This window comes from Caproicibacter fermentans, from assembly GCF_009746625.1.
Classification (GTDB): domain Bacteria; phylum Bacillota; class Clostridia; order Oscillospirales; family Acutalibacteraceae; genus Caproicibacter; species Caproicibacter fermentans.
On the sequence record NZ_VWXL01000100.1, the window covers coordinates 106959 to 129036 of the forward strand.

19 protein-coding genes and 3 other annotated features are annotated in these 22078 nt (G+C 58.6%); of the genes, 9 read left to right on the forward strand and 10 right to left on the reverse strand.

Features of this window, described 5'->3' with window-relative positions; genetic code table 11:
- Nucleotides 1-24 precede the first annotated feature (24 nt).
- The 6 genes from CAFE_RS17050 (at nucleotide 25) to CAFE_RS17075 (ending at nucleotide 7389) form a co-directional block, all read left to right on the forward strand.
- Complete coding sequence (locus CAFE_RS17050; RefSeq protein WP_156991277.1) at nucleotides 25-864, forward strand: prephenate dehydrogenase; 840 nt, start codon at nucleotides 25-27, stop codon at nucleotides 862-864.
- Nucleotides 861-1916 carry a 3-dehydroquinate synthase gene (gene aroB / locus CAFE_RS17055; RefSeq protein ID WP_156991278.1) on the forward strand — a complete coding sequence of 352 codons (1056 nt, stop codon included), beginning with the start codon at nucleotides 861-863 and terminating at the stop codon, nucleotides 1914-1916. The genes CAFE_RS17050 and aroB overlap by 4 nt, the downstream gene beginning before the upstream one ends.
- Entirely contained in the window at nucleotides 1913-3136 is a 1224-nt protein-coding gene (gene aroA / locus CAFE_RS17060) for a 3-phosphoshikimate 1-carboxyvinyltransferase (protein ID WP_156991279.1), read from the forward strand. Before aroB ends, aroA begins: the two co-directional genes overlap by 4 nt.
- The gene (gene aroC / locus CAFE_RS17065; RefSeq protein WP_156991280.1) at nucleotides 3123-4190 is read left to right on the forward strand and encodes a chorismate synthase; all 1068 of its coding nucleotides are present in this window, start codon (nucleotides 3123-3125) and stop codon (nucleotides 4188-4190) included. Before aroA ends, aroC begins: the two co-directional genes overlap by 14 nt.
- A 44-nt stretch (nucleotides 4191-4234) precedes the next feature.
- Nucleotides 4235-5350 carry a prephenate dehydratase gene (gene pheA / locus CAFE_RS17070; RefSeq protein WP_156991281.1) on the forward strand — a complete coding sequence of 372 codons (1116 nt, stop codon included), beginning with the start codon at nucleotides 4235-4237 and terminating at the stop codon, nucleotides 5348-5350.
- A gap of 284 nt (nucleotides 5351-5634) precedes the next feature.
- Nucleotides 5635-7389, forward strand: a complete 1755-nt coding sequence (locus tag CAFE_RS17075) for a methyl-accepting chemotaxis protein (RefSeq protein ID WP_066650192.1) — start codon at nucleotides 5635-5637, stop codon at nucleotides 7387-7389.
- 95 nt (nucleotides 7390-7484) lie between these two features.
- Here CAFE_RS17075 and prmA read toward each other — a convergent pair whose 3' ends face one another.
- Nucleotides 7485-8411: a 50S ribosomal protein L11 methyltransferase gene (prmA, locus tag CAFE_RS17080; protein WP_156991282.1), complete on the reverse strand. Its 927-nt coding sequence runs from the start codon at nucleotides 8409-8411 to the stop codon at nucleotides 7485-7487.
- Between the two features lie 121 nt (nucleotides 8412-8532).
- On the opposite strand from prmA, the gene CAFE_RS17085 reads away from it, so the two are divergent.
- Complete coding sequence (locus CAFE_RS17085) at nucleotides 8533-9918, forward strand: MATE family efflux transporter (RefSeq protein ID WP_066650188.1); 1386 nt, start codon at nucleotides 8533-8535, stop codon at nucleotides 9916-9918.
- A gap of 56 nt (nucleotides 9919-9974) precedes the next feature.
- The gene (locus CAFE_RS17090) at nucleotides 9975-10781 is read left to right on the forward strand and encodes a putative ABC transporter permease (RefSeq protein ID WP_156991283.1); all 807 of its coding nucleotides are present in this window, start codon (nucleotides 9975-9977) and stop codon (nucleotides 10779-10781) included.
- 7 nt (nucleotides 10782-10788) lie between these two features.
- Here CAFE_RS17090 and CAFE_RS17095 read toward each other — a convergent pair whose 3' ends face one another.
- The 4 genes from CAFE_RS17095 to ilvB form a co-directional block, all read right to left on the reverse strand.
- Nucleotides 10789-11262 (reverse strand): GNAT family N-acetyltransferase, encoded by a 474-nt coding sequence (locus CAFE_RS17095; protein WP_156991284.1) that lies wholly within the window; start codon nucleotides 11260-11262, stop codon nucleotides 10789-10791.
- Nucleotides 11263-11336: 74 nt separating this feature from the next.
- Entirely contained in the window at nucleotides 11337-11717 is a 381-nt protein-coding gene (locus tag CAFE_RS17100) for a RidA family protein (RefSeq protein WP_066650182.1), read from the reverse strand.
- Nucleotides 11718-11731: 14 nt separating this feature from the next.
- Nucleotides 11732-12961: a threonine ammonia-lyase gene (gene ilvA / locus CAFE_RS17105; protein ID WP_233452850.1), complete on the reverse strand. Its 1230-nt coding sequence runs from the start codon at nucleotides 12959-12961 to the stop codon at nucleotides 11732-11734.
- Between the two features lie 2 nt (nucleotides 12962-12963).
- Entirely contained in the window at nucleotides 12964-14640 is a 1677-nt protein-coding gene (gene ilvB, locus CAFE_RS17110) for a biosynthetic-type acetolactate synthase large subunit (RefSeq protein ID WP_156991285.1), read from the reverse strand.
- A 52-nt stretch (nucleotides 14641-14692) separates the two neighbouring features.
- Nucleotides 14693-14933 (reverse strand) — a binding site (T-box leader).
- A gap of 201 nt (nucleotides 14934-15134) precedes the next feature.
- Nucleotides 15135-15388, forward strand: a binding site (T-box leader).
- 90 nt (nucleotides 15389-15478) lie between these two features.
- Here ilvB and CAFE_RS17115 point away from each other — a divergent pair.
- Nucleotides 15479-17173 (forward strand): carbon starvation CstA family protein, encoded by a 1695-nt coding sequence (locus CAFE_RS17115; protein ID WP_156991286.1) that lies wholly within the window; start codon nucleotides 15479-15481, stop codon nucleotides 17171-17173.
- A 71-nt stretch (nucleotides 17174-17244) separates the two neighbouring features.
- Here CAFE_RS17115 and ybaK read toward each other — a convergent pair whose 3' ends face one another.
- The 5 genes from ybaK to pgsA all read right to left on the reverse strand — a co-directional run bounded on the left by ybaK (nucleotide 17245) and on the right by pgsA (nucleotide 22066).
- On the reverse strand, nucleotides 17245-17730 hold the full coding sequence (ybaK, locus tag CAFE_RS17120) for a Cys-tRNA(Pro) deacylase (RefSeq protein WP_156991287.1): 486 nt from the start codon (nucleotides 17728-17730) through the stop codon (nucleotides 17245-17247).
- A gap of 31 nt (nucleotides 17731-17761) precedes the next feature.
- Nucleotides 17762-18982: an NRAMP family divalent metal transporter gene (locus tag CAFE_RS17125; protein WP_156991288.1), complete on the reverse strand. Its 1221-nt coding sequence runs from the start codon at nucleotides 18980-18982 to the stop codon at nucleotides 17762-17764.
- 55 nt (nucleotides 18983-19037) lie between these two features.
- Nucleotides 19038-20444 carry a cysteine--tRNA ligase gene (gene cysS / locus CAFE_RS17130; RefSeq protein WP_156991289.1) on the reverse strand — a complete coding sequence of 469 codons (1407 nt, stop codon included), beginning with the start codon at nucleotides 20442-20444 and terminating at the stop codon, nucleotides 19038-19040.
- Between the two features lie 14 nt (nucleotides 20445-20458).
- Entirely contained in the window at nucleotides 20459-21133 is a 675-nt protein-coding gene (gene cysE / locus CAFE_RS17135; protein ID WP_066650170.1) for a serine O-acetyltransferase, read from the reverse strand.
- 44 nt (nucleotides 21134-21177) lie between these two features.
- Nucleotides 21178-21384, reverse strand: a binding site (T-box leader).
- Between the two features lie 79 nt (nucleotides 21385-21463).
- Nucleotides 21464-22066: a CDP-diacylglycerol--glycerol-3-phosphate 3-phosphatidyltransferase gene (pgsA, locus tag CAFE_RS17140; RefSeq protein ID WP_066650169.1), complete on the reverse strand. Its 603-nt coding sequence runs from the start codon at nucleotides 22064-22066 to the stop codon at nucleotides 21464-21466.
- Nucleotides 22067-22078 lie beyond the last annotated feature (12 nt).

Below are 22078 nucleotides of genomic sequence, written 5' to 3' on the forward strand. Positions count from 1 at the left end.
GAAAGCAGAAGGGGGTATCTTCCCATGAATCAAAAGATCGTCGTCGCGGGGCTCGGGCTGATCGGAGGTTCGCTTGCGAAAGCATTCCGAAAATACAGCGACTGCAGGGTCACCGGCATCGACAGCGACCCCGGCGTGATCGACGCCGCGCTCCAATGCGGAGCCATCCGGCGGCAGGCAACTCCGGAGGACCTGAACGCTGCGGATCTTGTGTTCCTCTGCCTTTACCCCCAGGCGGACATCGACTTTTTAAAGGAGCACGCCTCCGCCCTTCGCCCGGGCTGCATCGTAACCGACGTGTGCGGGGTCAAATCGTTTTTAAGCCCGCGCCTTTCGGAAATCGCGGAAAAGCACGGGCTGATTTACATCGGTGGCCACCCGATGGCGGGAAAGGAAAAGGGCGGCTTCGCGAACAGCGACGCCGACCTGTTTTCCGGCGCAAGCTACCTGCTGGTTCCCTGCGGCGCGCCGCGCGGCGCGGTCGACCTGATGACGGCGGTCGCGGTCGAGCTCGGCTTCGGCGGAACCGTCGTCACCACGCCGGAAGAGCACGACCGCGAAATCGCCTTTACCAGCCAGCTTCCCCACGCGCTGGCCTGCGCCTATGTCAAAAGCCCGCGGTGCCCGGGGCACGCCGGTTTTTCGGCGGGAAGCTACCGCGACGTCTCGCGGGTCGCGAGCGTCAACGAATCCATGTGGGCCGAGCTGTTTCTGGACAACCGCGAGGCGTTGACCGAAGAGCTGGACACGCTGATGGGAAACCTGCGGGAAATTCGCGACGCGGTCGGCTCAAACGACGCCGAAGCCCTGCGTTGCCTCCTGCGGGAGGGCCGCCTGATTAAGGAAAGGCTGGGAGAAGCATGAACCTGAAGATCAACACCGCAAAGCCCTATCAAATTCTGATTGAACGCGGCTGCCTCCGCCGCGCCGGCGAAGAGGCCGCCCGCGTGTTTCCCGGCGGCGCGAAAACCGTGATCGTCACGGATTCCAACGTGGGGCCGATCTACGCGCACGCCGTGGCCTCATCCCTGGAAGCCGCCGGATTTCAGTCCTCGGTCTTCCCCTTTCCTGCGGGGGAAGAGCACAAGCGGACGACCAACATTCTTGGAATGTACGCCGCTTTTTCAGACCGGGGGCTGACGCGGAGCGATTTCGTCGTCGCGCTCGGCGGAGGGGTGACGGGCGACATGGCCGGATTCGCCGCCGCAACCTATTTAAGGGGAATCCGCTTTCTGCAGATTCCAACCTCCCTGCTCGCGCAGATCGACTCTTCCGTCGGCGGAAAAACCGGGGTCGATCTTCCACAGGGAAAGAATCTGGTCGGCGCGTTTCACCAGCCGTCTTTGGTTCTCATCGATCCGGATACGCTTTCGACCCTGCCGGACGCGTTTTTCGCGGACGGACTGGGCGAGGCGATCAAATACGGCTGTATCCGCGACGGCGAGCTGTTCGGGAGGATCGCGGCGGGCGGGGTCAAAGACGAGATCGAGCCGATCATATATAGGTGCGTGGACATCAAACGGGAATTCGTCGAACGGGACGAGCTGGACAACGGCGACCGGATGCTGCTGAATTTCGGCCACACGTTCGGCCACGCGCTGGAAAAGCTGCACGCCTACAAGGACCTGACGCACGGCGAAGCGGTCGGGATCGGCATGGTGATGATGAGCCGGTGCGGCGAGGCGGCGGGTCTGACGGAACCCGGAACAGCGGAAAAAATCGCCCGCGTCCTTTCGGAATACGGCATGCCGGTATCCGACCCGGCGGACCCGGATCTCATCCGGGAAGCCACTCAGGTTGACAAGAAGAGCCGCGGGGACAACATCAATCTGGTTCTTCTCAGGCACATCGGCGAAAGTTTTCTGCATCCGATTCCTCGTGCGGAGCTCGGACGGTTCATGGAGGCCCTGTCATGAGTCTGGTCCGGTTTGCTCCCGCCGTGCTCGGCGGCCGGGTTCGGGTTCCCGTTTCCAAAAGCGCGGCGCACCGCGCGATGATTTGCTCGTTTCTCGCGGGCGCGCCGGACCCCCTTCCCTCCGGCGAAGCGGTCAGCGAAGACCTTGCCGCGACCCGTTCGGCGCTCGCCGCGCTGAATGCGGCGAAACGCAGGGAAGCAGCCCGCGTCGACTGCGGGGAATCCGGTTCGACTCTGCGATTTTTAATTCCGGTCGCCGCGGCGCTCGGAATCCCGTCCGTCTTTACCGGGCGGGGGCGCCTTCCTGAAAGACCGCTGGGGGTTTACCTGAAATGCTTGCCCCCGCAGGGGGTGACCTGCGAAAGCGGCGGCGGCCTGCCGCTGAGAATTTCCGGCAGGCTGAAGCCCGGCGTCTTCTCCCTGCCCGGGAACGTCAGCTCCCAGTTCATCACGGGGCTGATGCTCGCCCTCCCCCTTCTGGGCGGCGACAGTGAAATTGTTCTGACCTCCCCGCTGGAATCCGCCGGATACGCGGAGATGACGGTACAAATTCTGAAAGAGCACGGCGTCGGAATTTTTTCATCCGAAACCGGCTGGAAAGTGCCGGGAAACCAGAAGTACCTCCCCTGCCGCTGCGAAATCGAGCGCGACTGGTCCCAGGCCGCGTTCTTTCTGGCGGCGGGGGCTCTCGGCGGGCATGTGGAGCTGGATGGCCTGCGGCCCGATTCCGCGCAGGGCGACCGCGCGGCGGAGGAGCTGTTCCGCCGCTTCGGCGCGCGCCTTGGCTGGAACGGCGGCATTCTGACCGCCGAACCGGGCGAGCTGTGGGGAATCGAAATCGACGCTTCTCAGATTCCCGATCTGGTGCCGGTTCTCGCCGCAGCCGCCGCGCTCGCGAAAGGGCGCACGGTGATTCGCAACGCGGGGCGGCTGCGCCTGAAGGAAAGCGACCGGCTCGCCGCGATGGCCGACGGGCTTTCCGCCGTCGGTGCGGCGGTAAAACAAACGGCGGACGGACTTATCATAGACGGGTCCCCGCAGCTGCGCGGCGGAGCGGCGGACGGACGGAACGATCACCGCGTCGTGATGGCGATGGCAATCGCCGCGCTTCGGGCGGATGGGGACGTCACCGTGACGGACGCCGAAAGCATCCGGAAAAGCTACCCGGATTTTTTCCGGGATTACAACGCGTTGGGAGGAAAAGCGAATGATCTGGGGTAATCGGATCCGGCTGACGGTTTTCGGCGAAAGCCACGGCCCGGCGATCGGCGCCGTGCTGGAGGGGCTGCCCGCGGGTGAGACGGTCGATTTGGAGAAAGTCGCCCTCCAGATGGCGCGCCGCGCACCGGGGCGGGACTCATCCTCCACGCCGCGGAAAGAGGCGGACGCGCCGAAAATCCTGAGCGGACTGCTGGACGGGCGCACAACCGGCGCGCCGCTGTGCGCCGTAATTGAGAATACCAACACGCGCTCCGGCGACTATGAAAACCTGCGGGACGTTCCGCGCCCCGGGCACGCGGATTATACGGCGCATTTCCGCTACGGCGGCTTTAACGATGTGCGCGGCGGCGGGCATTTTTCGGGCCGGCTGACCGCGCCGCTGGTATTCGCCGGGGCGGTCTGCCGCCAAATTCTGCGGCAGCGCGGTATTGCGGTCGGCGCGCATGTCCTTTCGGTTCACGGCGTCTCCGACACGCCGTTCGACCCTACGGATCTTCCCGTTTCTCTTCTCGATGATCTGGCCTCCCGCTACTTTCCCACCGTTGACCCGCAGGCCGAAGCCGCCATGCGCGGGGAAATCGAGCGCGCGCGGCAAAAGCTGGACAGCGTCGGCGGCCTGGTCGAATGCGCCGTCTGCGGCCTTCCCGCCGGAGCGGGCGGCCCGCTGACGGACGGGGCGGAATCTTTGTTTTCCTCGATTCTGTTCGGCATCCCCGCATGCAAGGGCGTGGAATTCGGCGCGGGCTTCTCCGCGGCCGATCTGTTCGGAAGCGAAAACAACGACCCGTTTCTGTTTGACAAAGACGGAGCAGTCCGAACGGAGACAAATCACGCGGGCGGCATTCTCGGGGGCATCACCACCGGGATGCCGCTGGTCTTCCGCGCCGCGTTTAAGCCGACGCCGTCCATCGGCACGCCTCAGCGCAGCGTCAATCTGAAAAGCGGCGCCGCCGAAGAACTGGCGGTCAAAGGTCGGCACGATCCCTGCATCGTTCCGCGCGCGGTTCCCGTGGTGGAAGCCGCCGCCGCGCTGGCCGCCATGAATCTGCTGTAATCATGAATGGAAACCGGCGCGCCGCCGGGAATGGAGCTGTTGACATGACACTGGAAGAACTGAGAAAACAGATCGACGAAATCGACGACGGAATTCTGGAGCTGTTCCTGAAACGGATGGCATGCGCAAAGCAGGTCGCGGAAGTCAAGCGGCAAAAGGGACTTCCGATTTTCAATGAAACGCGGGAACTGAAAATTCTGGACGACGTTTGCCGAAAGGCCGGGGAGTACGGCGGACAGGCCCGCATCCTTTATGCCAACCTGATGGCGATGAGCCGGGAAGCCCAGCACAGCGCCCTCGGCAGCGGAACAGAACTGCGGCAAGCGGTGCTGAAGGCCTCCCGCTTTCCGAACAAACCGCGCTCGGTCGCCTGTCTTGGCGAAAAGGGCTCCTATTCGCACGAAGCGCTTTCCCGCCTCTACCCGGAAGCGGAACCCGTTTTTTTCCCGGACTTTCCCTCAATTTTCGCCGCCGTTGAAAATGGCCGGGCGGATCTCGGCGTCCTGCCGGTCGAAAACTCCTCCGCCGGATCCGTCAACGAGGTCTATGACCTGATTTTAAAGTACCGGTTTTCCATTGTTTCCGCAATCAGCCTTTCGGTGCGGCACTGTCTCGCATCCCGTGAAACGGAACTTCATGAGATTCAAACGGTTTATTCCCACCCGCAGGCACTGCGGCAATGCGCCGGATACCTGAAGAAACGGGGGGTTTCCTCCGCGGAATGCTCCAGCACGGCGGGGGCGGCCAAGCTTGCGGCAGGGAAGCGCAAAACGGCGGCCCTTTGCTCGGAGCACGCGGCGGCGCAATACGGCCTGAACATTCTGGACCGGAACGTTCAGGATTCCGACGGCAACCGCACCCGCTTCATCGCGATCGGGCAAAATCTGCTGATTCCGCCGCAGGCGAACAAAATCAGCCTTTGTTTCGCCGTGCCGCACCGCACCGGCACGCTTTACACCGTTCTGGCCCGTTTCGCGGCCTCCGGACTGAATCTTACAAAGATCGAATCCCGCCCGATTCCCGGACGGAATTTTGAATATGATTTCTATCTGGATTTTTCCGGTTCCGTCGCGGACCCGAAAACCCTGGACCTGCTCTGCGCGCTTTCGGAGGAGCTTACCCGCTTCTCCTTCCTCGGCAATTACTCTGAATTAGAATAAAGTACAAAATTATCATGCAATTTGGCAGAAAAGGTCCCTGTATTTTTTACAGGGGTCTTTTTTTATTATTTTCTTCTACAAAATTCTTATCCGTAATTTGTTATTTTTCCGAATTGAATTATTATTAATATTTTACTAAAATAGAATAACAAAATAAAGCGCATTTGTAAGTAACCACTAATTTATGCGGTAATCAAGGAAGCATTTCGTCGTAATTCGGTCTTTATTGCAACGATCCCATCAACAAACATCGCTGAATTTAATTGCAAGGAGTCTGACGCCTTATGAAAAGCAGATTCAAAAAGCTGCGTCTGAAATCAAAGCTGGTATTGTCCTTCAGCATTCTGATTTCGTGTATTATCCTGATTCAGTCTTTCCTGTCTTATCAAAGTCTGAACGCGGCGTACAAAACGATTTCCGACTCGACCATGCAGGGGCTCGACACTTTGATCAAAACCGAGGTTCAGAGCATGATCGGGGTGCTGACCGCAAATTACAACCGCTACAAATCGGGAAAGATCTCTGAGCAGGAAGCTCTGGAAACCGCCAAAACGCTCGTGCGCAACACGCGCTACAACAACGGCGGCGGATATTTCTGGGCCGATATGTCCGACGGCAAATGCGTGGTGCATATGAATGCCGATTATGAGGGACAAATGCGCCTGGGCAATCAGGATGAAAAGGGAAACTACTATATTAAGAACCTGATCTCAGCCGGCGACAAGGGCGGCGGCTTTACCGATTTCTGGTTTACCAAACCGGGCAAATCCGGCAATTTTCAAAAACGGGCCTACACGCAGAAATTCGAGCCGTACGGCTGGTACATCAGCACCGGGAATTACCAGGAGGACATGACCCCGCTGGTTCAGGCGGAGCTGAACGACTGCAACCGGAAAAAGACCAACGCAATGCTGCTGCTCCTCATTTCGAGCATCGCGGCGGCGATTCTGAGCATTCTGCTCATCCTCTCCGTCGCCGGCTCCATTACCAAACCTCTGAAGCTCATCACCGAGCGTCTCCGCCTGCTGTCGCAGGGCGACCTCCACACGCCCGTTCCCGTGATCGATACGGAAGACGAAACAGGCATTCTCGCCAAAACCGCGCAGGCGACCATCGACCGGCTCCACGGCTCCATCACCGATATTACAGAGCATCTTTCAAACATGTCCCAGGGCGATTTCAGCATGGATCAGTCCTATGAATACGTCGAGGATTTCAGGCCGATCGGCGAGGCACTTTCGCGCATCACCGACTCGCTGAGCCAGACGCTTTCGTCCATTCACGATTCCGCTGAGCAGGTCTCCGGAAATTCGAATCAGGTTTCCGCCGGAGCAAAAGAGCTGGCGCAGGGCGCGACCAACCAGGCCGCCTCCATTCAGGAGCTTTCCGCCACCATTGCCGAAATCAGCCGCCAGGTGACGCAAAACGCAAAGAACGCCGAGACCGCGAGCAGAATTTCAAACAAAGCCGGCGAGTCGCTCAAGGCCGGCAACGAAAAGACGGAGCAGATGCTGGCCGCCATGAAGGAAATCAGCGAGACCTCCGAAAAAATCGGCCAGGTCGTAAAGACGATCAGCGATATCGCGTTCCAGACCAACATCCTCGCATTAAACGCCGCTGTGGAAGCCGCCCGCGCGGGAGAAGCCGGAAAAGGCTTTTCCGTTGTAGCCGACGAGGTTCGGAGTTTGGCGGCGAAAAGCTCGCAGGCCGTGAAAAACACCACCGACCTGATCGGCAGCACCGTGGCGGCCGTCGGGCGGGGCGTGGAGATTGCCGAAGACACCGCAAAAACCATCAACTCCGTGATCGGCGATTCTTCGGAATCCATCCGGCTGATCAACAGCATCGCGAAGGCCTCCGAGCTTCAGGCGCAGGCCGTCACCCAGGTGACGCAGGGCATCGACCGCATTTCCGGCGTCGTGCAGAACAACTCCGCCGCCGTGGAGGAAAGCGCGGCGACCAGTGAGAAGCTGAACGAGCAGGCCCGGGAGATGGAGAATCTGCTGACCCGTTTTCGCCTGAAAGCACAGTACGTCTGAGCTTCTTCCATACAAAGCGCCCGCCGGGAAATCCGGCGGGCGTTTCCAGTTTATTTTGCGCTCCGGCATACCCATCATCCGCCGCGAAAGCTATTTTAAATCTCTTCTTTTTGCTTCACGGCAAGCGCCACCCAGCCGCGCTCCTCTTTGCGGCCAATCACCGTAAAGGAATCCTTAAGTCCATCCAGAACATCCTGCTCCCGCTCGTCGATGATGCCGCTTAAAATCAGCACCGCGCCGGGGGCCATAAAATTCCCGATGTTTTTGAGCAGTTCCAGAATCACGTCGGCCACAATGTTTGCCGCGACAACCTCGTACGTTCCCTCCACCTGTTCGGTCAGGCTGCCGCAAATGCCGGTGAACCGGTCTTCCACATGGTTGCGTTCCGCATTCTGACCCGCTGTCTTGACCGCGAGCGGGTCGATATCCACCCCGACGGCGCGTTCCGCGCCGAGCAGCAGACCCGCAACGGAGAGGATTCCGCTGCCGCAGCCGACGTCCAGCATCGCGCATCCGGGCGTGACAAATTCCTCCAGAAGCTCCATGCACAGGCGCGTGGTCTCGTGCGTGCCGGTTCCGAACGCGATGCCCGGCTCCAGGTCCAGCACCACGCGGCCCTCCGGATTTTCGGTCTGCTCCCAGTCCGGCCGGATCAGCAGCTTCTTCCCGACCGGAATCGGGTGAAAATACTGCTTCCAGTTATTCATCCAATCCTCCTGCGCACAGGAGGCCGTTTCAATTTGATGCCGGATTCCCTCGGACGCGTACCGCTCGCTTAAAAACGCGATCGCCTCGGCGGGGCTGTCTTCCGGCGCGATATAAACATGCACGACCGCTTTCGAGCGGTCTTTTTTTAACAGCTCCTCGTCGATCAGGTCGATGTGCGCGATCTGCCCGACCTCCTCCCTCAAATGGGAATAGTCCTCCATATAAATTCCGTACGGCACCGTCATCTGCGCGATGTCGCCCGCCGCGTCCGCATCGGCCGCGTCCACCGTGATTTTTACTTCCGTCCAGTCCATTCGTTTCCTCCGCGTTTCTGATGATCTCTCTACCATTATAACGGAGCCCCCAAAAAAAATACAGACTTATTTTGCCCAATACGCGAATACATTTGAGTAAAAGATAAAAAGGTGGACTCAGATGAATCAAAAACGCGTATTCCTCAAAAATGCGGTCTTTATGACTTTGGGTTCCGTCGTTCTGCGGTTTTCAGGCCTGTGGTTCCGTTCCTGCATCTGCTCCTGGATCGGCGCGAGCGGAGTCGGGGTTTACCAGCTGATTTTCTCCATTTTCTCGCTCGGCATCACGGCCTGCACCTCCGGAATCGGTCTGGCGGTCACGCGCATGGTCGCGGAGGGAAAAGGCTCGCGGCGGTACCTGCGGGGCTGCCTGTGCTTCGCGCTGGCCATGAGCTTTGCCGCGGGCGCGGTTCTGCTCGCCGTTTCTGACTTTGCGGCCTGCCGCCTGATCGGCGCCCCGAAGGCCGCCGCGCCGCTGCGCCTTCTCGCGCCCGGTCTTCCGTTTATCGCAGCCTGCGCGTGCCTGAAAGGGTATTTTTTCGCCAACCGCAATATCATTGTTCCCATGATCGGCGAACTGTGGGAGCAGGTCGCGACAATCGGGATTTCCTATCTTCTTCTGACCCGCACCTCCCTGCCGGAGCTGGATTCGCTCATGATCGGCAACACCCTGGGCGAGGTAGCCGCGTGCGCCTATGTTGCCGCCGCGTTTCTTCTCTATGTCCGCCGGCACGGCTTTGCAGAGGAGGACGGAACAAGAACGCGTGTGCTGCACAATATTTTACATATCGCGGGCCCGATGCTGGTCGGCTCTTTTCTGCGCAGCTCCCTGTTCAGCGCGGAAAATCTGCTGATCCCGGCCGGCCTGCGCAAATACGGCGCCGGCGGAACCGCGGCGCTGGCGCAGTACGGCGTGATGCAGGGCATGGTGATGCCGGTGATTTATTTTCCGATGTCCTTTGTCAGCTCGGTCGCCATGCTGCTGATTCCCGAAATTGCCGAAGCGGCGGCGCGGGGAAAGCGAAATACGGTGCGCTACTCCGCGGAACACGCGTTCCGGACCACGCTGATGTTCGGTTTTCTGATCAGCGCGGGAATGATCGTTTTCGCGGACGAAATCGGCAGAATCTTTTTCGGAAACGAACAGGCGGGAAACATCCTCCGCATTATGGCCCCGATCGTCCCTCTGATGTATCTGGACAATGTGGTGGACAACATGCTCAAGGGGCTTGACCAGCAGATGTATTCCCTCAAGTACAACTTCAGCGATTCCATGATGCGCGTCGCCCTGATCAGCGCCCTGATCCCCGTCTACGGGATCCGCGCCTACCTCGCCATCCTGTTTTTCAGCGAAATTTACAACGCCTCGCTCAGCATCAGCCGCCTTCTGAAGGTGACGGAGCTGAAGGTGGATATCCTCGGCTGGATCGTCTTTCCCGCGGTGTCGGGCGCGCTGCTCTATTACGTGCTGACTCTTCTGAAAAAGACGGTAACTTTTTTTATTTGACAAACTCCTCCCGAATCGTTACACTTTACTTTGAATCCAAGGTAGGAGAAAAACAAATGAACGATATCCGGATCCTGTTTCTTCTGTTTCTGCTGTACAGCTTTCTGGGCTGGGCGGCCGAAAGCATTTACTGCTCCGTTCCCGCGGGCAAACCGATCAACCGCGGGTTTCTGACCGGACCGTTCTGCCCGATCTACGGCGCCGGGGCCATTCTTACCGTTCTGATCCTCTCGCCGCTGAAGGACCGCATTTTCCTTTTGTTCCTTTTCGGCGCTCTTCTGGCCAGCCTGGTCGAATACGGGACGGGCTTTCTGCTGGAGGCGCTGTTCCACACCAAATACTGGGATTATTCCGATCAGCGGTTCCAGCTGCAGGGGCGGGTCTGCCTGAAAAACAGCCTGATGTTCGGAATCATGAGCGTCGCCGCCGTCTATTATTTTCAGCCTTTGCTGCTCGGTTTTCTGGGGCTGATTCCCGCAAAGGTTCTTCCGTTCCTTTCGGGCGGGCTGGCGCTTTATCTGCTGGCGGATACCGTGCTGTCCGTCATGGAAATCACCACCCTGAACGGAAAGCTGGCCGAGCTGCAGCAGGTTCTGGACGAAATCAAGGAAAAGGCGCACACGGCGAGCGTGGAAAAGCTGGAAGTCCTTCAGGACTCGATCGCCGCGCGTCTGGATGAAAATACAAAAGCGCGCCTGAGCGCGCTTTATGAGCGGAAAGAAAAGCTGGAATCCGATTTTCACCTGTTTCAGCGCCGCATCATCCGCGCATTCCCAACCATGCGCACCGTAAAAAGCAACGAATCGCTTCAGCGCATCCGCGACCGTGTGCAAAATTACAGCAGATTCATCCGCCGGGGCTGATCGCTTTTTAGAAAAGCAGCTCAAACCTGATTTCATGCCGGATCGGGATTCCATCATCCCCGGTCGGCGGGATCTCAGGTTTGATTTTTCGCGCCCGATCGACCGCACCCCGGTAGAACCCCGTCATGTCGAAACCGCGTTTCTGGTAAAAACGCATCGTCCGGGTATTGTCGTTTGTGGTATAGAGGTATACCGCGCGGCAGCCTTTCTCCTTCGCCGCTTGGACGGCGGCGGAAAGCAGCGCCGTTCCGGTTCCCCGGTTTTCGTTCACGCTGTCCAGCGAAACGACTTCACACGCTCCGTTTTCCGCAAGGTATGTGACGGCCCCCGTGATTTTTCCGTTTTCCACCGCGAGAAAGCCGTCCGGCTCCGTGAGGGAAATCGCCCTGCCGCCCGACACCATGACGTCCGACCCCCACTGCCCAACGAGAAACGCGGTCGCTTCCCCGCGATTCAGTTCCGTAATCTGATTGAGTTCCATCTGTTTCCTCCGTTCCGTAATGGACGATTTCAGGCCCGATGCCCTCGGAATTCCTGAAGAAAACGCTTCCCCCTTTATTCGCCCAGCACCGCGACGGCTTCCACTTCAACGAGCGCGCCCTTCGGCAGCTCTCGCACCGCGACGCAGGAGCGGGCCGGTTTGCCTGTAAAGTATTTGGCGTATACGGCGTTGAACGCCACGAAATCATTCATGTCCTTTAAAAAGCATGTTGTTTTGACCACGTCGCCGAATCCCGCGCCCGCGGCCTTGAGAATTTCGCCCACATTTTGAATGGACTGTTCGGCCTGCGCGGAAATATCCCCCTGCGCAATCGTTCCGGTTTCCGGAACAATGGGAATCTGCCCGCTCGTAAACACCAGATTCCCTGCGACGACCGCCTGGGAATACGGGCCGATCGCTTCCGGCGCCTTGCCGGTATATACGGTTTTTTTCATGATAAGTTCTCCTTTCAGCTGTCCAGAATGCGGTACCCCGCGCGCACGACGGCGTCGCGGATTCGGTTCAGATGGTCGCGGTCCCGTGTTTCCACGCCGATGGACAGCGTGCAGGCGGTGATATCCGCCTCGTCGCCGGAGTGGTCGTGGCGCACGGAAATAACATTCCCGCCCAGCTCCGCAATGACGGCGGAAACCTCCCGCAGCTCGCCGGGCTTGTCGACCAGCTCGATCACCAGCCTGCCCTGCCGGCCCGCGCGGGTCAGTCCGCGGCTGATCACGCGCGACAGGATGGTCACGTCGATATTGCCGCCGGAAACCAGGCAGACGGTTTTTTTGCCCCGCACGTCCACGCGGTTGAACATTGCGGCCGCAACCGCGACGGCGCCCGCGCCCTCCGCAATCAGCCGGTGCTGTTCCATCAGTGCCAGAATTGCCGCCGCCGTTTCATCGTCCGTCACGGTGACGATTTCGTCTACATATTTTTCGCACATCCCGTAAGTCAGCTGCCCCGGGCATTTAACGGCGATTCCGTCCGCAAAGGTTGAAACGCGCGGGAGCGGCTCTATTTTTTTGTTCCGGAGCGCCCGCGCCATGGAGGGTGCGCCGGTTACCTGCACACCGTATACCCTGCACTGGGGCCGCAGAGATTTGACCGCGCAGGCGACGCCGGAAATCAGCCCGCCCCCGCCGACCGGAACGATCACCGCGTCGGCGTCCGGCAGCTGTTCCATGATTTCAAGGCCCACGGTTCCCTGCCCGGCGATCACATCCGGGTCGTCGAACGGGTGGATGAACACCGCGCCGCTTTCCTTCTGGAGCCGGCAGGCCTCGCGGTAGGCGTCGTCGTACACGCCTTTGACCAATCGGACCTGAGCCCCGTAGGACTTTGTGGCCTCCACCTTGGAAATCGGAGCGCCCTCCGGGATGCAGATCAGTGCCGGGATTCCGCTTTTTGCGGCGGCAAGCGCCACGCCCTGCGCGTGGTTTCCGGCGGAGCACGCGATCACGCCTTTTTTCTTTTCCTCTTCGGACAGGCGGCTGATTTTATGGTACGCCCCCCTGACCTTAAAGGACCCGGTAACCTGCAGGTTTTCGGGCTTGAGATATACCTGTCCCTCCGGATGAATACGGGGGGCCTCTACCAGGTCCGTCCTGCGGACCACGCCCTCCAGGGCGCGGGCAGCTTCCTTGATTTGCTCGAGCGTCATCTCATCCACATCCTGTCGTGTATATTTTACCATCTTCATTCGTCCATTGCCAGGATCGGCTCTTCCACCGAACCGGTCGAAGGAACCATCGGCAAAACATTCAGGTCTTTGCCGACCGGGCAGTTCACCAGCACGGGTTCGCCGCAGTTCAGAGCTTCGCTGAGCACCTGCTCAATTTCCGATTTGCAATGAATCGTCATCGCGCGCACGCCGAACGCCTGAGCCAATTTTTCGCAGTCGATCGCGTCTTCTACGTCTGATGCGGAAAACCGTCCGCCGTAGAACAGCTTCTGCCACTGGCGCACCATGCCGAGGGTGGAGTTGGAAAAAATCAGCTCTAAAACCGGAATCCGTTCCCTTGAAAGCGTGGAAAGCTCCGCGCAGTTCATCCGGAAGCTGCCGTCCCCCGCAATGTTGACGACCGTGCGTTCCGGCATCGCCGTTTTCGCGCCGATCGCCGCGCCGAGGCCGAAGCCCATGGTGCCCAGCCCGCCGGAAGTCAGAAAGGTTCTGGGATTCCGGAAAGAAGCGAACTGCGCCGCCCACATCTGGTGCTGGCCGACTTCCGTGGTCAGAATCGCCTCCGGCCCGGCAAGGCGGCAAAGCGCTTCCATCACGTCCTGCGGCAGAACGTCCTCCGCCCCCTGCCCTTGCTGCCGCATCGGGTAATCCCGTTTCCACTGTTCGGCGCATTGCATCCAGGTTTCATGCCGCCGCTGCGTCAAAAGGGGCAGCAGCTCCCCCAGAACAGCTTTCACGTCTCCCTGAAGCCGCAGGTCCACCCCCACGTTCTTGCCGAATTCCTTCGGGTCGATATCGATTTGAAGAATGCGGCAGTTTCTGGCGAACCGCCCCGCGTCGCACAGCACGCGGTCTGAAAAGCGGGTTCCGACCGCAATCAGCAAATCGCAGTTTTTCATCGCCTCGGCCGAGGCCTTCGTCCCATGCATCCCCAGCATGCCGAGGTAGCGGGCATCCTTCTGGTCGAAGCCTCCCTGGCACATCAGGGAACAGGAAACCGGAGCGTCAAGCGTCTCTGCCAGACGAGCGAATTCCCGTTCCGCATCCGCGGCAATCACTCCGCCGCCTCCGTAAAGGAGCGGCCTTTCGCTTTCCGACAGCATCGCGGCGGCGCGCCGAAGAGATTCCCGGGAGGGCGGCGGAGACTGCTCCGGGCTGCGGCGCGGCGCGGGAACATATTCCGCCGTCTGTGCGGAAACATCCTTCGGGATGTCGATCAGCACAGGGCCTTTCCGCCCGGAATTTGCAAGGAAAAAGGCCTCGCGCACTACGTTCGCCAGCTCCGAAACATCCTGCACCGGAATGCTTTTTTTCGTCACCGGACGGGTGATGGCAGTGATCTCCACCTCCTGAAAGCTGTTTTTGCCCAGGAGGGGCCTTGCGACATTTCCGGTAATCGCGACCATCGGAACGGAATCCGCATAGGCCGTCGCGATGCCGGTGACAAGGTTCGTCGCGCCGGGGCCGGAGGTTGCGATACAGACCCCCGTTTTTCCGCTCGCACGGGCATATCCGTCCGCCGCGTGGGCGGCCGCCTGTTCGTGCGCCGTGCGGACGTGCCGGATTTTGGCGCGGTATTCAAACAGGGCGTCGTAAAGGTTCAGCACTGCTCCGCCGGGGTAGCCGAAAACGGTATCCACCCCCTGCTCCAGCAGGCATTCCATCAGGATTCGGGCTCCGGTCAGCATCATCAAAACTCCTCCTTCTCTCTCGCCGCGCGGCAATAAAAAAAGCTTTCGCCTCCAAAGAGGCGAAAGCTGAAAGCTCCGCGGTACCACTCTTATCCGCCGCCAAAACGGCGGCATCTCGTCACGCATCCAACAATGCGCCCTCCTGTAACGGGGAGTTCCGGGACGGCTTACTCGGCAAACCTTTCAGCCTCCTGCTCAAGGGCGATTTCGTGCAGACTCCGCGCCGCCTCGCACCACCCGGCAGCTCTCTGAATGCGGAGGGACCCGCAGTCCTTCCCTATCAACGCAATTTAAAATATATTTTTATTATCATATTTGACTTTCGGCGATTTGTCAACAGAATTTTCTTTTATTTTTTAACGAAGAAGCAATTTCGTCGAACTTCACAAATTTCATTGAATGTAATGTGCTTTTCTGCGAATAATTTCTAAAATGCAAAAAAATAATTGACAACGGAAAATCCCCGTGCTAAGATGATGCACAACAGAATATCAAAAAATGCAGTGAGCGGGCAAAAGTACGGTTCCAACTCCTTTTCAGAGAGCCGCTGGGGGTGTGAAGCGGCAGGAAGTTCCGATATGACATCACCCGTTAGCAGCCGGTTTGAAAGGCACCCGCCGATTAGATCCGGACGGTTCCGACCCGTTAGAATCGGACGTATTTGGTGGGCCCGCCTGATACGGTTGAGGTGGCCGCGACGACGCGGCAAGCAGAGTGGTAACGCGGAGAACAATCCTTCGTCTCTGATTTAAAAAATCAGAGACGGGGGATTTTTTAGTTTCCTGCGCAAACGGTATTCTGACGAACCTGTGACGATTGAGGAAGGAAGCAAAGCATTATGAGCGGATTGGCTATCATCATCGTTTCCATTGCCGTTTTGGGCGGCGGCTATCTTTTTTACGGCAGATGGCTTGTAAAAAAATGGGGGATCGACCCGGACGCAAAAACCCCCGCCTATGTTCATGAGGACGGGCAGGATTATGTTCCGGCCCCAAGGGGAATTGTATTTTCCCACCAGTTTTCCACCATTGCGGGCGCGGGCCCTGTCACGGGACCGATCATCGCGGCGATGTTCGGCTGGCTGCCGGCGCTTTTATGGATTCTGGTCGGCGGCGTGTTTTTCGGCGCGGTTCAGGACTTCGGCGCATTGTACGCCTCCGTGAAAAACGAGGGCAAATCGATCGGCCTGATTATTGAGCAGTATATCGGCAAAACCGGCAAGCGACTGTTCCTCACCTTTTGCTGGATTTTCTCGCTGCTGGTCATCGCCGCCTTCGGCGACATGGTCGCCTCCACGTTTAACGCTTTTTCCGTGGCCGGCCAGGTCAGCAGACCAAGCGCCGCCGCTGGCTCCATTTCCCTGTTTTACATTCTCGGCGCGGTTCTGTTCGGCCTTTTCATGAAATATGTTAAGCCCAACCAGGGCGTTTTATTCCTCGTCGGGCTTGCTCTGTTTTTCGCCATGATGGCCGCCGGGATGGCACTGCCGGTCTATCTTGACAAAGCGCAGTGGCGTCTGGTTGTGTTCGCCTATATTTTCTTCGCCGCGGTGGTTCCGATGTGGATTCTGATGCAGCCGCGCGACTACCTGAGTTCTTTCCTGCTCATCAGCATGATCCTCGGCGCGGTCGTCGGGATTTTTATGACGAATCCCAGCATGAACCTGCCGGCTTTCACCTCCTTTAACGTCAAGGGGACAATGCTGTTCCCCATGCTGTTTGTCACCATCGCCTGCGGCGCGATTTCCGGGTTTCACAGCCTTGTTTCATCGGGGACCTCCTCCAAGCAGGTGAAAAATGAAAAAGATATGCTCGGCATCGGCTACGGCGCAATGATCGTCGAATCGCTGCTTGCGGTCGCCGCCATTGTGGTTGCGGGCGCCGCCGCCACGAACGGGAAGCTGCCCGGCGGCACGCCGTTCCAGATTTTCTCCGCGGGCGTCGCCGGATTCTTCATGAAGTTCGGCATGTCGGAATATGTCGCGACCTGCAGCATGACGATGTGTGTTTCCGCGCTCTGCCTGACGACTCTCGACTCCGTCGCCCGCATCGGCCGCATGTCGATGCAGGAGCTGCTTTACGACGAGGACGGCAAGGCGCACACCCCGGTTACAAAGTTTCTGACCGACAAGTATGTCTCCACCATTATCACGCTGATTTTCGGCTTTGCCCTTTCGCTCGGCGGATACAATAACATCTGGGCTTTGTTCGGTTCGGCCAACCAGCTGCTCGGCGCTCTCGTGCTGATTGCGCTGGCGGTGTTCCTGAAAACAACGGGCCGTCAGGGCTGGATGCTCTACATCCCGATGTCCATGATGCTGGTCGTCACCATGACCGCGCTGGTTATGGCGGTCGTCAATATTTTCCGTAAAATCGGCGCGGGGCAATTCGTGTTCCTGACCGACGGGCTCCAGCTGATCGTCGCGGTGCTGCTGATGTCGCTGGCGGTTATGGTTGCGTTCCACTGCCTGCAGAAGCTGTTCGGAAAAGAACCCAGCAAGACTACACCATCCGTCGCTGAAAAAGCGACCTGATTTTCCTCCAATATTGAGAAAACCGGCGAGCGGGTACACCCCGCCGCCGGTTTTCCATTCGGTTCGCCGATTCACGGACGGATCGCGACGGGCGCGGTCTTCGCGCCGGCGACGCGCATCAGGTCCTTCGGCGAGAGCTCCACCTGCGTGCCGATTTTTCCGCCGCTGACGATCATGGTCTCCAGCGCTTCGCAGCTTGCGTCCAGAACGGTGACATACTGTTTTTTCATCCCGACCGGGGAACAGCCGCCGCGGATATATCCGGTAACCTTGTTGATCTCCGTCACATGAATCATTTCGACGGATTTTTCCCCGACGCTTTTCGCCGCCGCTTTCAGGTTCAGCTCTTCCGCAACCGGTACCACAAAAACAAAAAAACCGCCGGAAGCGCCGCGGGTCACCAGGGTTTTATACACCCGATCAACATCCTGCCCCAGCTTTGCCGCGACGGAAACGCCGTCGATTTTGCCGTCGTGATTCTCATAATAGTACGGATGGTAAGCGACCTTTTCCGCTTCCAGAATCCGCATGACGTTCGTCTTGTTTTCCTTCGCCATTTAAAAATCCCCTTTTGCTGTTTCCCCTCTATTATACCGCCGCCCTGAGAAAAGTAAAGACGCAGACCGCCGTCAGAACGGCGACGCAGAACCACGCGCGGATTTTCTGCGCCCCCGTGTTCGCGCACTCGCCCATCACCTGCCGGCTGGAGGTCAGAAGAGTCAGAAAAACTAACACCGGCGTCATCAGAACGCCGCCCGCGACCTGAACAAAAACGGCGGCCCAGTTCAGCGGCAGGCCCGGAATCAAAACCGCGCCGGCCGCCGCCAGCACGCTGATTCCGTAAACGGCATAGAACCCGGGCGCGTCGCGGACGCTGTCGTTCAGGCTGTTCGACCAGCCGAACGCTTCCGCTACGCTGAACGACGACGACAGGGATACGGTGATTGCGGCAAGAAGCCCGGAGTTAAACAAACCCAGCGCAAACAGAATCCCCGCGAGCGGGCCAACCCGCGCGGAGAGCGCGGAAACCAGCTCGGCCGGCCCGGCCGCCTCCAGATTCGGCACCGTCCCGAAAACGGAGGATCCGACGAAAATCAGCGCCGCCGCGACGGCAACCTGACAGACGCATCCCGCCAGAACGTCTTTTCTGCCGTCCCGGATGCGGTGCGACCGGGCGCCGTGGTCCGCGTAGGCGGAGTTCTGATAAAAAATCATCCACGGCGCAACCGCGTTTCCGATCAGCGCCGCCGCGTACCAGCGGAAATCCCCGCCCGAGGAAAGGCGAAGGCTTTCCATCGCGCCGACGCCGGACTTCACGGCGAATGCCAGAAAAAGGAACACCAGATTATACATTCCGATCAAAAGGCCCATGCGTTCTTTTTTCCGGTACCCGCTGAGCAAAGTAATCGAAAAAACCAGAACGGTGCTGATCAGCACCGCCGGAACACGGGGCAGACCGACCAGATGAAGGCCCGCGGACATCCCGACAAATTCCGTCAGCAGTGTCAGGAGGTTTTCCATCATCAGCGCGACGATCTGGCAGACCATCCATCCACGCCCGTACCGCTCCCGCAGCAGCCGGGTAAAACCCGCGTTTGAAACGACTCCAAGCCTCATCGCCATTTCCTGAACGGTGTATGTAACCGGCATCAGGCAAAGCGTCAGCGGAACAAATACGGCAGGGCCGAACTTTGCGCCCGTCAGGGCATAGGATAAAATTCCGCCCGCGTCGTTGTCGGCCATCGCGGCCAGCATGCCCGGCCCAAGAAACAGGAACAGGAAAAAGGGACCGCGTTTCCTGTTAAACATGAAAACACCCCCATGGGCAGTTTATGCCCGCGGGGGTGTTTGTGCTCCTGTGTAATTATCCTTCGATTTTCCACTTCACGCCCTGCGGCGTGTCTTCCAGCACCACACGGCGGGCTTTCAGCTCGTCGCGGATACGGTCCGCCGTCGCCCAGTCCTTTTCGGCGCGCGCTTTTGTCCGTTCGGCGATCAGCCGCTCGATCTCCTCATCGGCGCCGGTCTCTTTTTTCGCGTACAGCAGGCCCAGCACCTCCGCGAGATCGTTGAATAAATCGAGGGCGGTGCGGCACAGGTCTTTGGACGGATTCTTTTCCGCCGTCAGGTTTGTGTTGATGTCCTTCGCAAGGTCGAACAGCGCGGAAATCGCGTCCGCCGTGTTCAGGTCGTCCTCCATCGCCTCAATGAAACGGTCCTGGCGGGACTCGAACAGGCGGCGCAGTTCCCGTTCGCCCTCCCGTTCCCCGGCCGGAGCGTGTCCGAGCAGGAATTCAAGATTTTCACGGCAGTGATAAAGCCGGTCCAGAGCGGATTTGCACTGCTCGATGATCTCGATGCTGTAATTGATCGGCGTGCGGTAATGCGAGGAAATCATCAGGTAGCGGATCGGCTCATACCCGTATTTTTCGGCTACGTCCCGCACGGTAAAGAAATTGCCGAGCGATTTCGACATCTTTTTGTTGTCCACATTGATGTAGCCGTTGTGCATCCAGTAGTGTGCGAACGGCACGCCGTTGCAGCACTCGCTCTGCGCGATTTCGTTTTCGTGGTGCGGGAAGATCAGGTCCTGCCCGCCGCAGTGGATATCGATCGTTTTGCCGAGGTACCGGCGCGCCATGGCGGAGCACTCGATGTGCCAGCCGGGCCTTCCGTGCCCCCAGGGGGAGATCCAGCTTGGCTCCCCGGGCTTTGAACCCTTCCACAGGGCGAAATCGAGCGGGTCCTCCTTGTGTTCGCCGACCGCGATGCGCGCACCGGATTTCAGGTCGTCCAGCGGCTGGTGCGACAGCTTGCCGTAACCGGAATCCTTCAGCGTGCGGAAATAAACGTCCCCGTTTTCCGCCGGATAGGCATAGCCTTTTTCGACCAGGTCGGAAATAATGGAGATGATTTCATCGATATTCTCCGTCGCGAGCGGATGAACCGTCGCGGGGCGCACGTTCAGCCCCGCCGCGTCCGTCCGGTATTCCTCGATGTACTGCTGCGACACCGTGAGATAATCGGTTTTTTCCTCGTTCGCCTTCCGGATAATCTTGTCGTCGATGTCGGTGAAATTCTGCACAAAGGTTACTTTCATCCCCCGGTACTCCAGGTACCGGCGGAGCACGTCGAACACGCAGATCGGTCTCGCGTTCCCGATGTGGATATAATTATACACGGTCGGGCCGCAGGCGTAGATTTTTGCCTCTCCGGGCTCAATCGGAACAAATTCCTCTTTCCGCCTTGTCAGCGTGTTGTAAATTTTCATTTGATTGTCCTCCTTTATGAGCTTTTCGCCGCTCTTTTTCCGCCCTGATGCGAGACGGTTTTTTCCATCATGTCAAGCTGCGCATGGATCTTCCGAAGCTCCACCCCCATGTAGCAAAGCTGCTGGGAGACCGGGTCGCCGATGTGGATCTGATCCAGATTGGCCGGGCGCACTCCGTCCAGGCGAACGATGCGCGCCGGCACGCCGACCGCTGTGGCGTTCGCCGGGACTTCTTCCAGAACGACCGCCCCCGCCGCCACGCGCGCGTTGTCGCCCACATGGAAGGGACCGAGGATCTTCGCTCCGGCGCCGACCAGCACGTTGCTGCCCAGCGTCGGGTGGCGCTTGCCGTGGTCTTTGCCGGTTCCGCCAAGCGTAACGCCCTGATACAGGGTGCAGTAGTCGCCGATTTCAGAAGTTTCTCCGATCACCACGCCCATGCCGTGATCGATAAAAAGCCCTTTGCCGATTTTTGCGCCCGGGTGAATTTCAATCCCCGTTTTATGCCGCGACCTCTGGGAAAGATACCGGGCGATGAATTTGTGATTGCGCTCATAAAACCAGTGGGCGATTCGATAGGAACGGACCGCCTTGAACCCGGAATAGAGGAAAAACACCTCCAGCCGGGAACGCGCGGCGGGGTCGCGGTCGATGATGGAATCAAGGTCTGCCTTGAGACTGGAAAACATAAAAACCTCCTGTGGAAAAAAGCCGCCTCCGTCCCCAAACAGGGGACGGAGGCGGCGTCTGCCGCGGTTCCACTCCGCTTTATTTCTCATGAATGCCGGTAACGGGGCTGCCCGTGCGGGGATACTGAAAGTTCCCCCCGCATGCTCGCGGACGCATTTCGTTCCTCCGCATGGCAAAAAGCGCTTTCAGCCGATGACGCTTTCTCTCTTTTGCAGCCTGAGGAATTACTTCTTCCGGTCGTCGCATGTTCCGTTTGTTTCATAATAGCCGGAATCGATCCCGGCGTTACACAGTATAGTACAAAAAAAGCATTCTGTAAACACCCTGCTTTATTTTGTGGTGTCAATCAGCTGAATATTCTGCATCAAATAGATCATTCCGGAAACCACCGCGAAAACGGCGGAAATCAATACCAAAAAACTGCCGAGCCACGTCAGGATGAAGGCGCCGTCCGAACCGAAAACGGTGAACTCCGGCAGAATTCCGTCGCGGACCAGCTCCAGAAGAAACTGGAACAACAGCACCGCCGTGATCGCCACGACCTGGCTGACCGTTTTCGCCTTTCCCCACTTGTTCGCCGCAAGGACGCGTCCGTTTTCGGCGGCGATCAGACGGATCCCCGTTACCATGAATTCCCGCGCAAGGATAATAACGACTACCCAGGAATCCGCCAGGCCGAACTGCACAAAGCAAACCAGTGCGGACAAAACCAGAATTTTATCCGCGAGCGGGTCCATAAACTTGCCAAAATCGGTGATCTGATTCGTTTTCCTTGCGATTTTGCCGTCCAGCCGGTCGGTGTAGGAAGCCGCGGCAAACAAAATCAACGCCCAGAAATAATGCAGGCCGATGTAATCCTGGGCCAGAAGCGCGACGAGGAAAAACGGAACGATGCAAATTCTCGCGATGGTCAGCTTATTGGGCAGATTCAAGACAACTCCCCC

Bases quoted from the DNA above. Each gene is read 5' to 3' on its own strand.
- CAFE_RS17050 (WP_156991277.1), top strand. From the start codon at position 25: ATGAATCAAAAGATCGTCGTCGCGGGGCTCGGGCTGATCGGAGGTTCG.
- aroB (WP_156991278.1), top strand. From the start codon at position 861: ATGAACCTGAAGATCAACACCGCAAAGCCCTATCAAATTCTGATTGAA.
- aroA (WP_156991279.1), top strand. From the start codon at position 1,913: ATGAGTCTGGTCCGGTTTGCTCCCGCCGTGCTCGGCGGCCGGGTTCGG.
- aroC (WP_156991280.1), top strand. From the start codon at position 3,123: ATGATCTGGGGTAATCGGATCCGGCTGACGGTTTTCGGCGAAAGCCAC.
- pheA (WP_156991281.1), top strand. From the start codon at position 4,235: ATGACACTGGAAGAACTGAGAAAACAGATCGACGAAATCGACGACGGA.
- CAFE_RS17075 (WP_066650192.1), top strand. From the start codon at position 5,635: ATGAAAAGCAGATTCAAAAAGCTGCGTCTGAAATCAAAGCTGGTATTG.
- prmA (WP_156991282.1), bottom strand. From the start codon at position 8,411: ATGGACTGGACGGAAGTAAAAATCACGGTGGACGCGGCCGATGCGGAC.
- CAFE_RS17085 (WP_066650188.1), top strand. From the start codon at position 8,533: ATGAATCAAAAACGCGTATTCCTCAAAAATGCGGTCTTTATGACTTTG.
- CAFE_RS17090 (WP_156991283.1), top strand. From the start codon at position 9,975: ATGAACGATATCCGGATCCTGTTTCTTCTGTTTCTGCTGTACAGCTTT.
- CAFE_RS17095 (WP_156991284.1), bottom strand. From the start codon at position 11,262: ATGGAACTCAATCAGATTACGGAACTGAATCGCGGGGAAGCGACCGCG.
- CAFE_RS17100 (WP_066650182.1), bottom strand. From the start codon at position 11,717: ATGAAAAAAACCGTATATACCGGCAAGGCGCCGGAAGCGATCGGCCCG.
- ilvA (WP_233452850.1), bottom strand. From the start codon at position 12,961: ATGGTAAAATATACACGACAGGATGTGGATGAGATGACGCTCGAGCAA.
- ilvB (WP_156991285.1), bottom strand. From the start codon at position 14,640: ATGATGCTGACCGGAGCCCGAATCCTGATGGAATGCCTGCTGGAGCAG.
- CAFE_RS17115 (WP_156991286.1), top strand. From the start codon at position 15,479: ATGAGCGGATTGGCTATCATCATCGTTTCCATTGCCGTTTTGGGCGGC.
- ybaK (WP_156991287.1), bottom strand. From the start codon at position 17,730: ATGGCGAAGGAAAACAAGACGAACGTCATGCGGATTCTGGAAGCGGAA.
- CAFE_RS17125 (WP_156991288.1), bottom strand. From the start codon at position 18,982: ATGTTTAACAGGAAACGCGGTCCCTTTTTCCTGTTCCTGTTTCTTGGG.
- cysS (WP_156991289.1), bottom strand. From the start codon at position 20,444: ATGAAAATTTACAACACGCTGACAAGGCGGAAAGAGGAATTTGTTCCG.
- cysE (WP_066650170.1), bottom strand. From the start codon at position 21,133: ATGTTTTCCAGTCTCAAGGCAGACCTTGATTCCATCATCGACCGCGAC.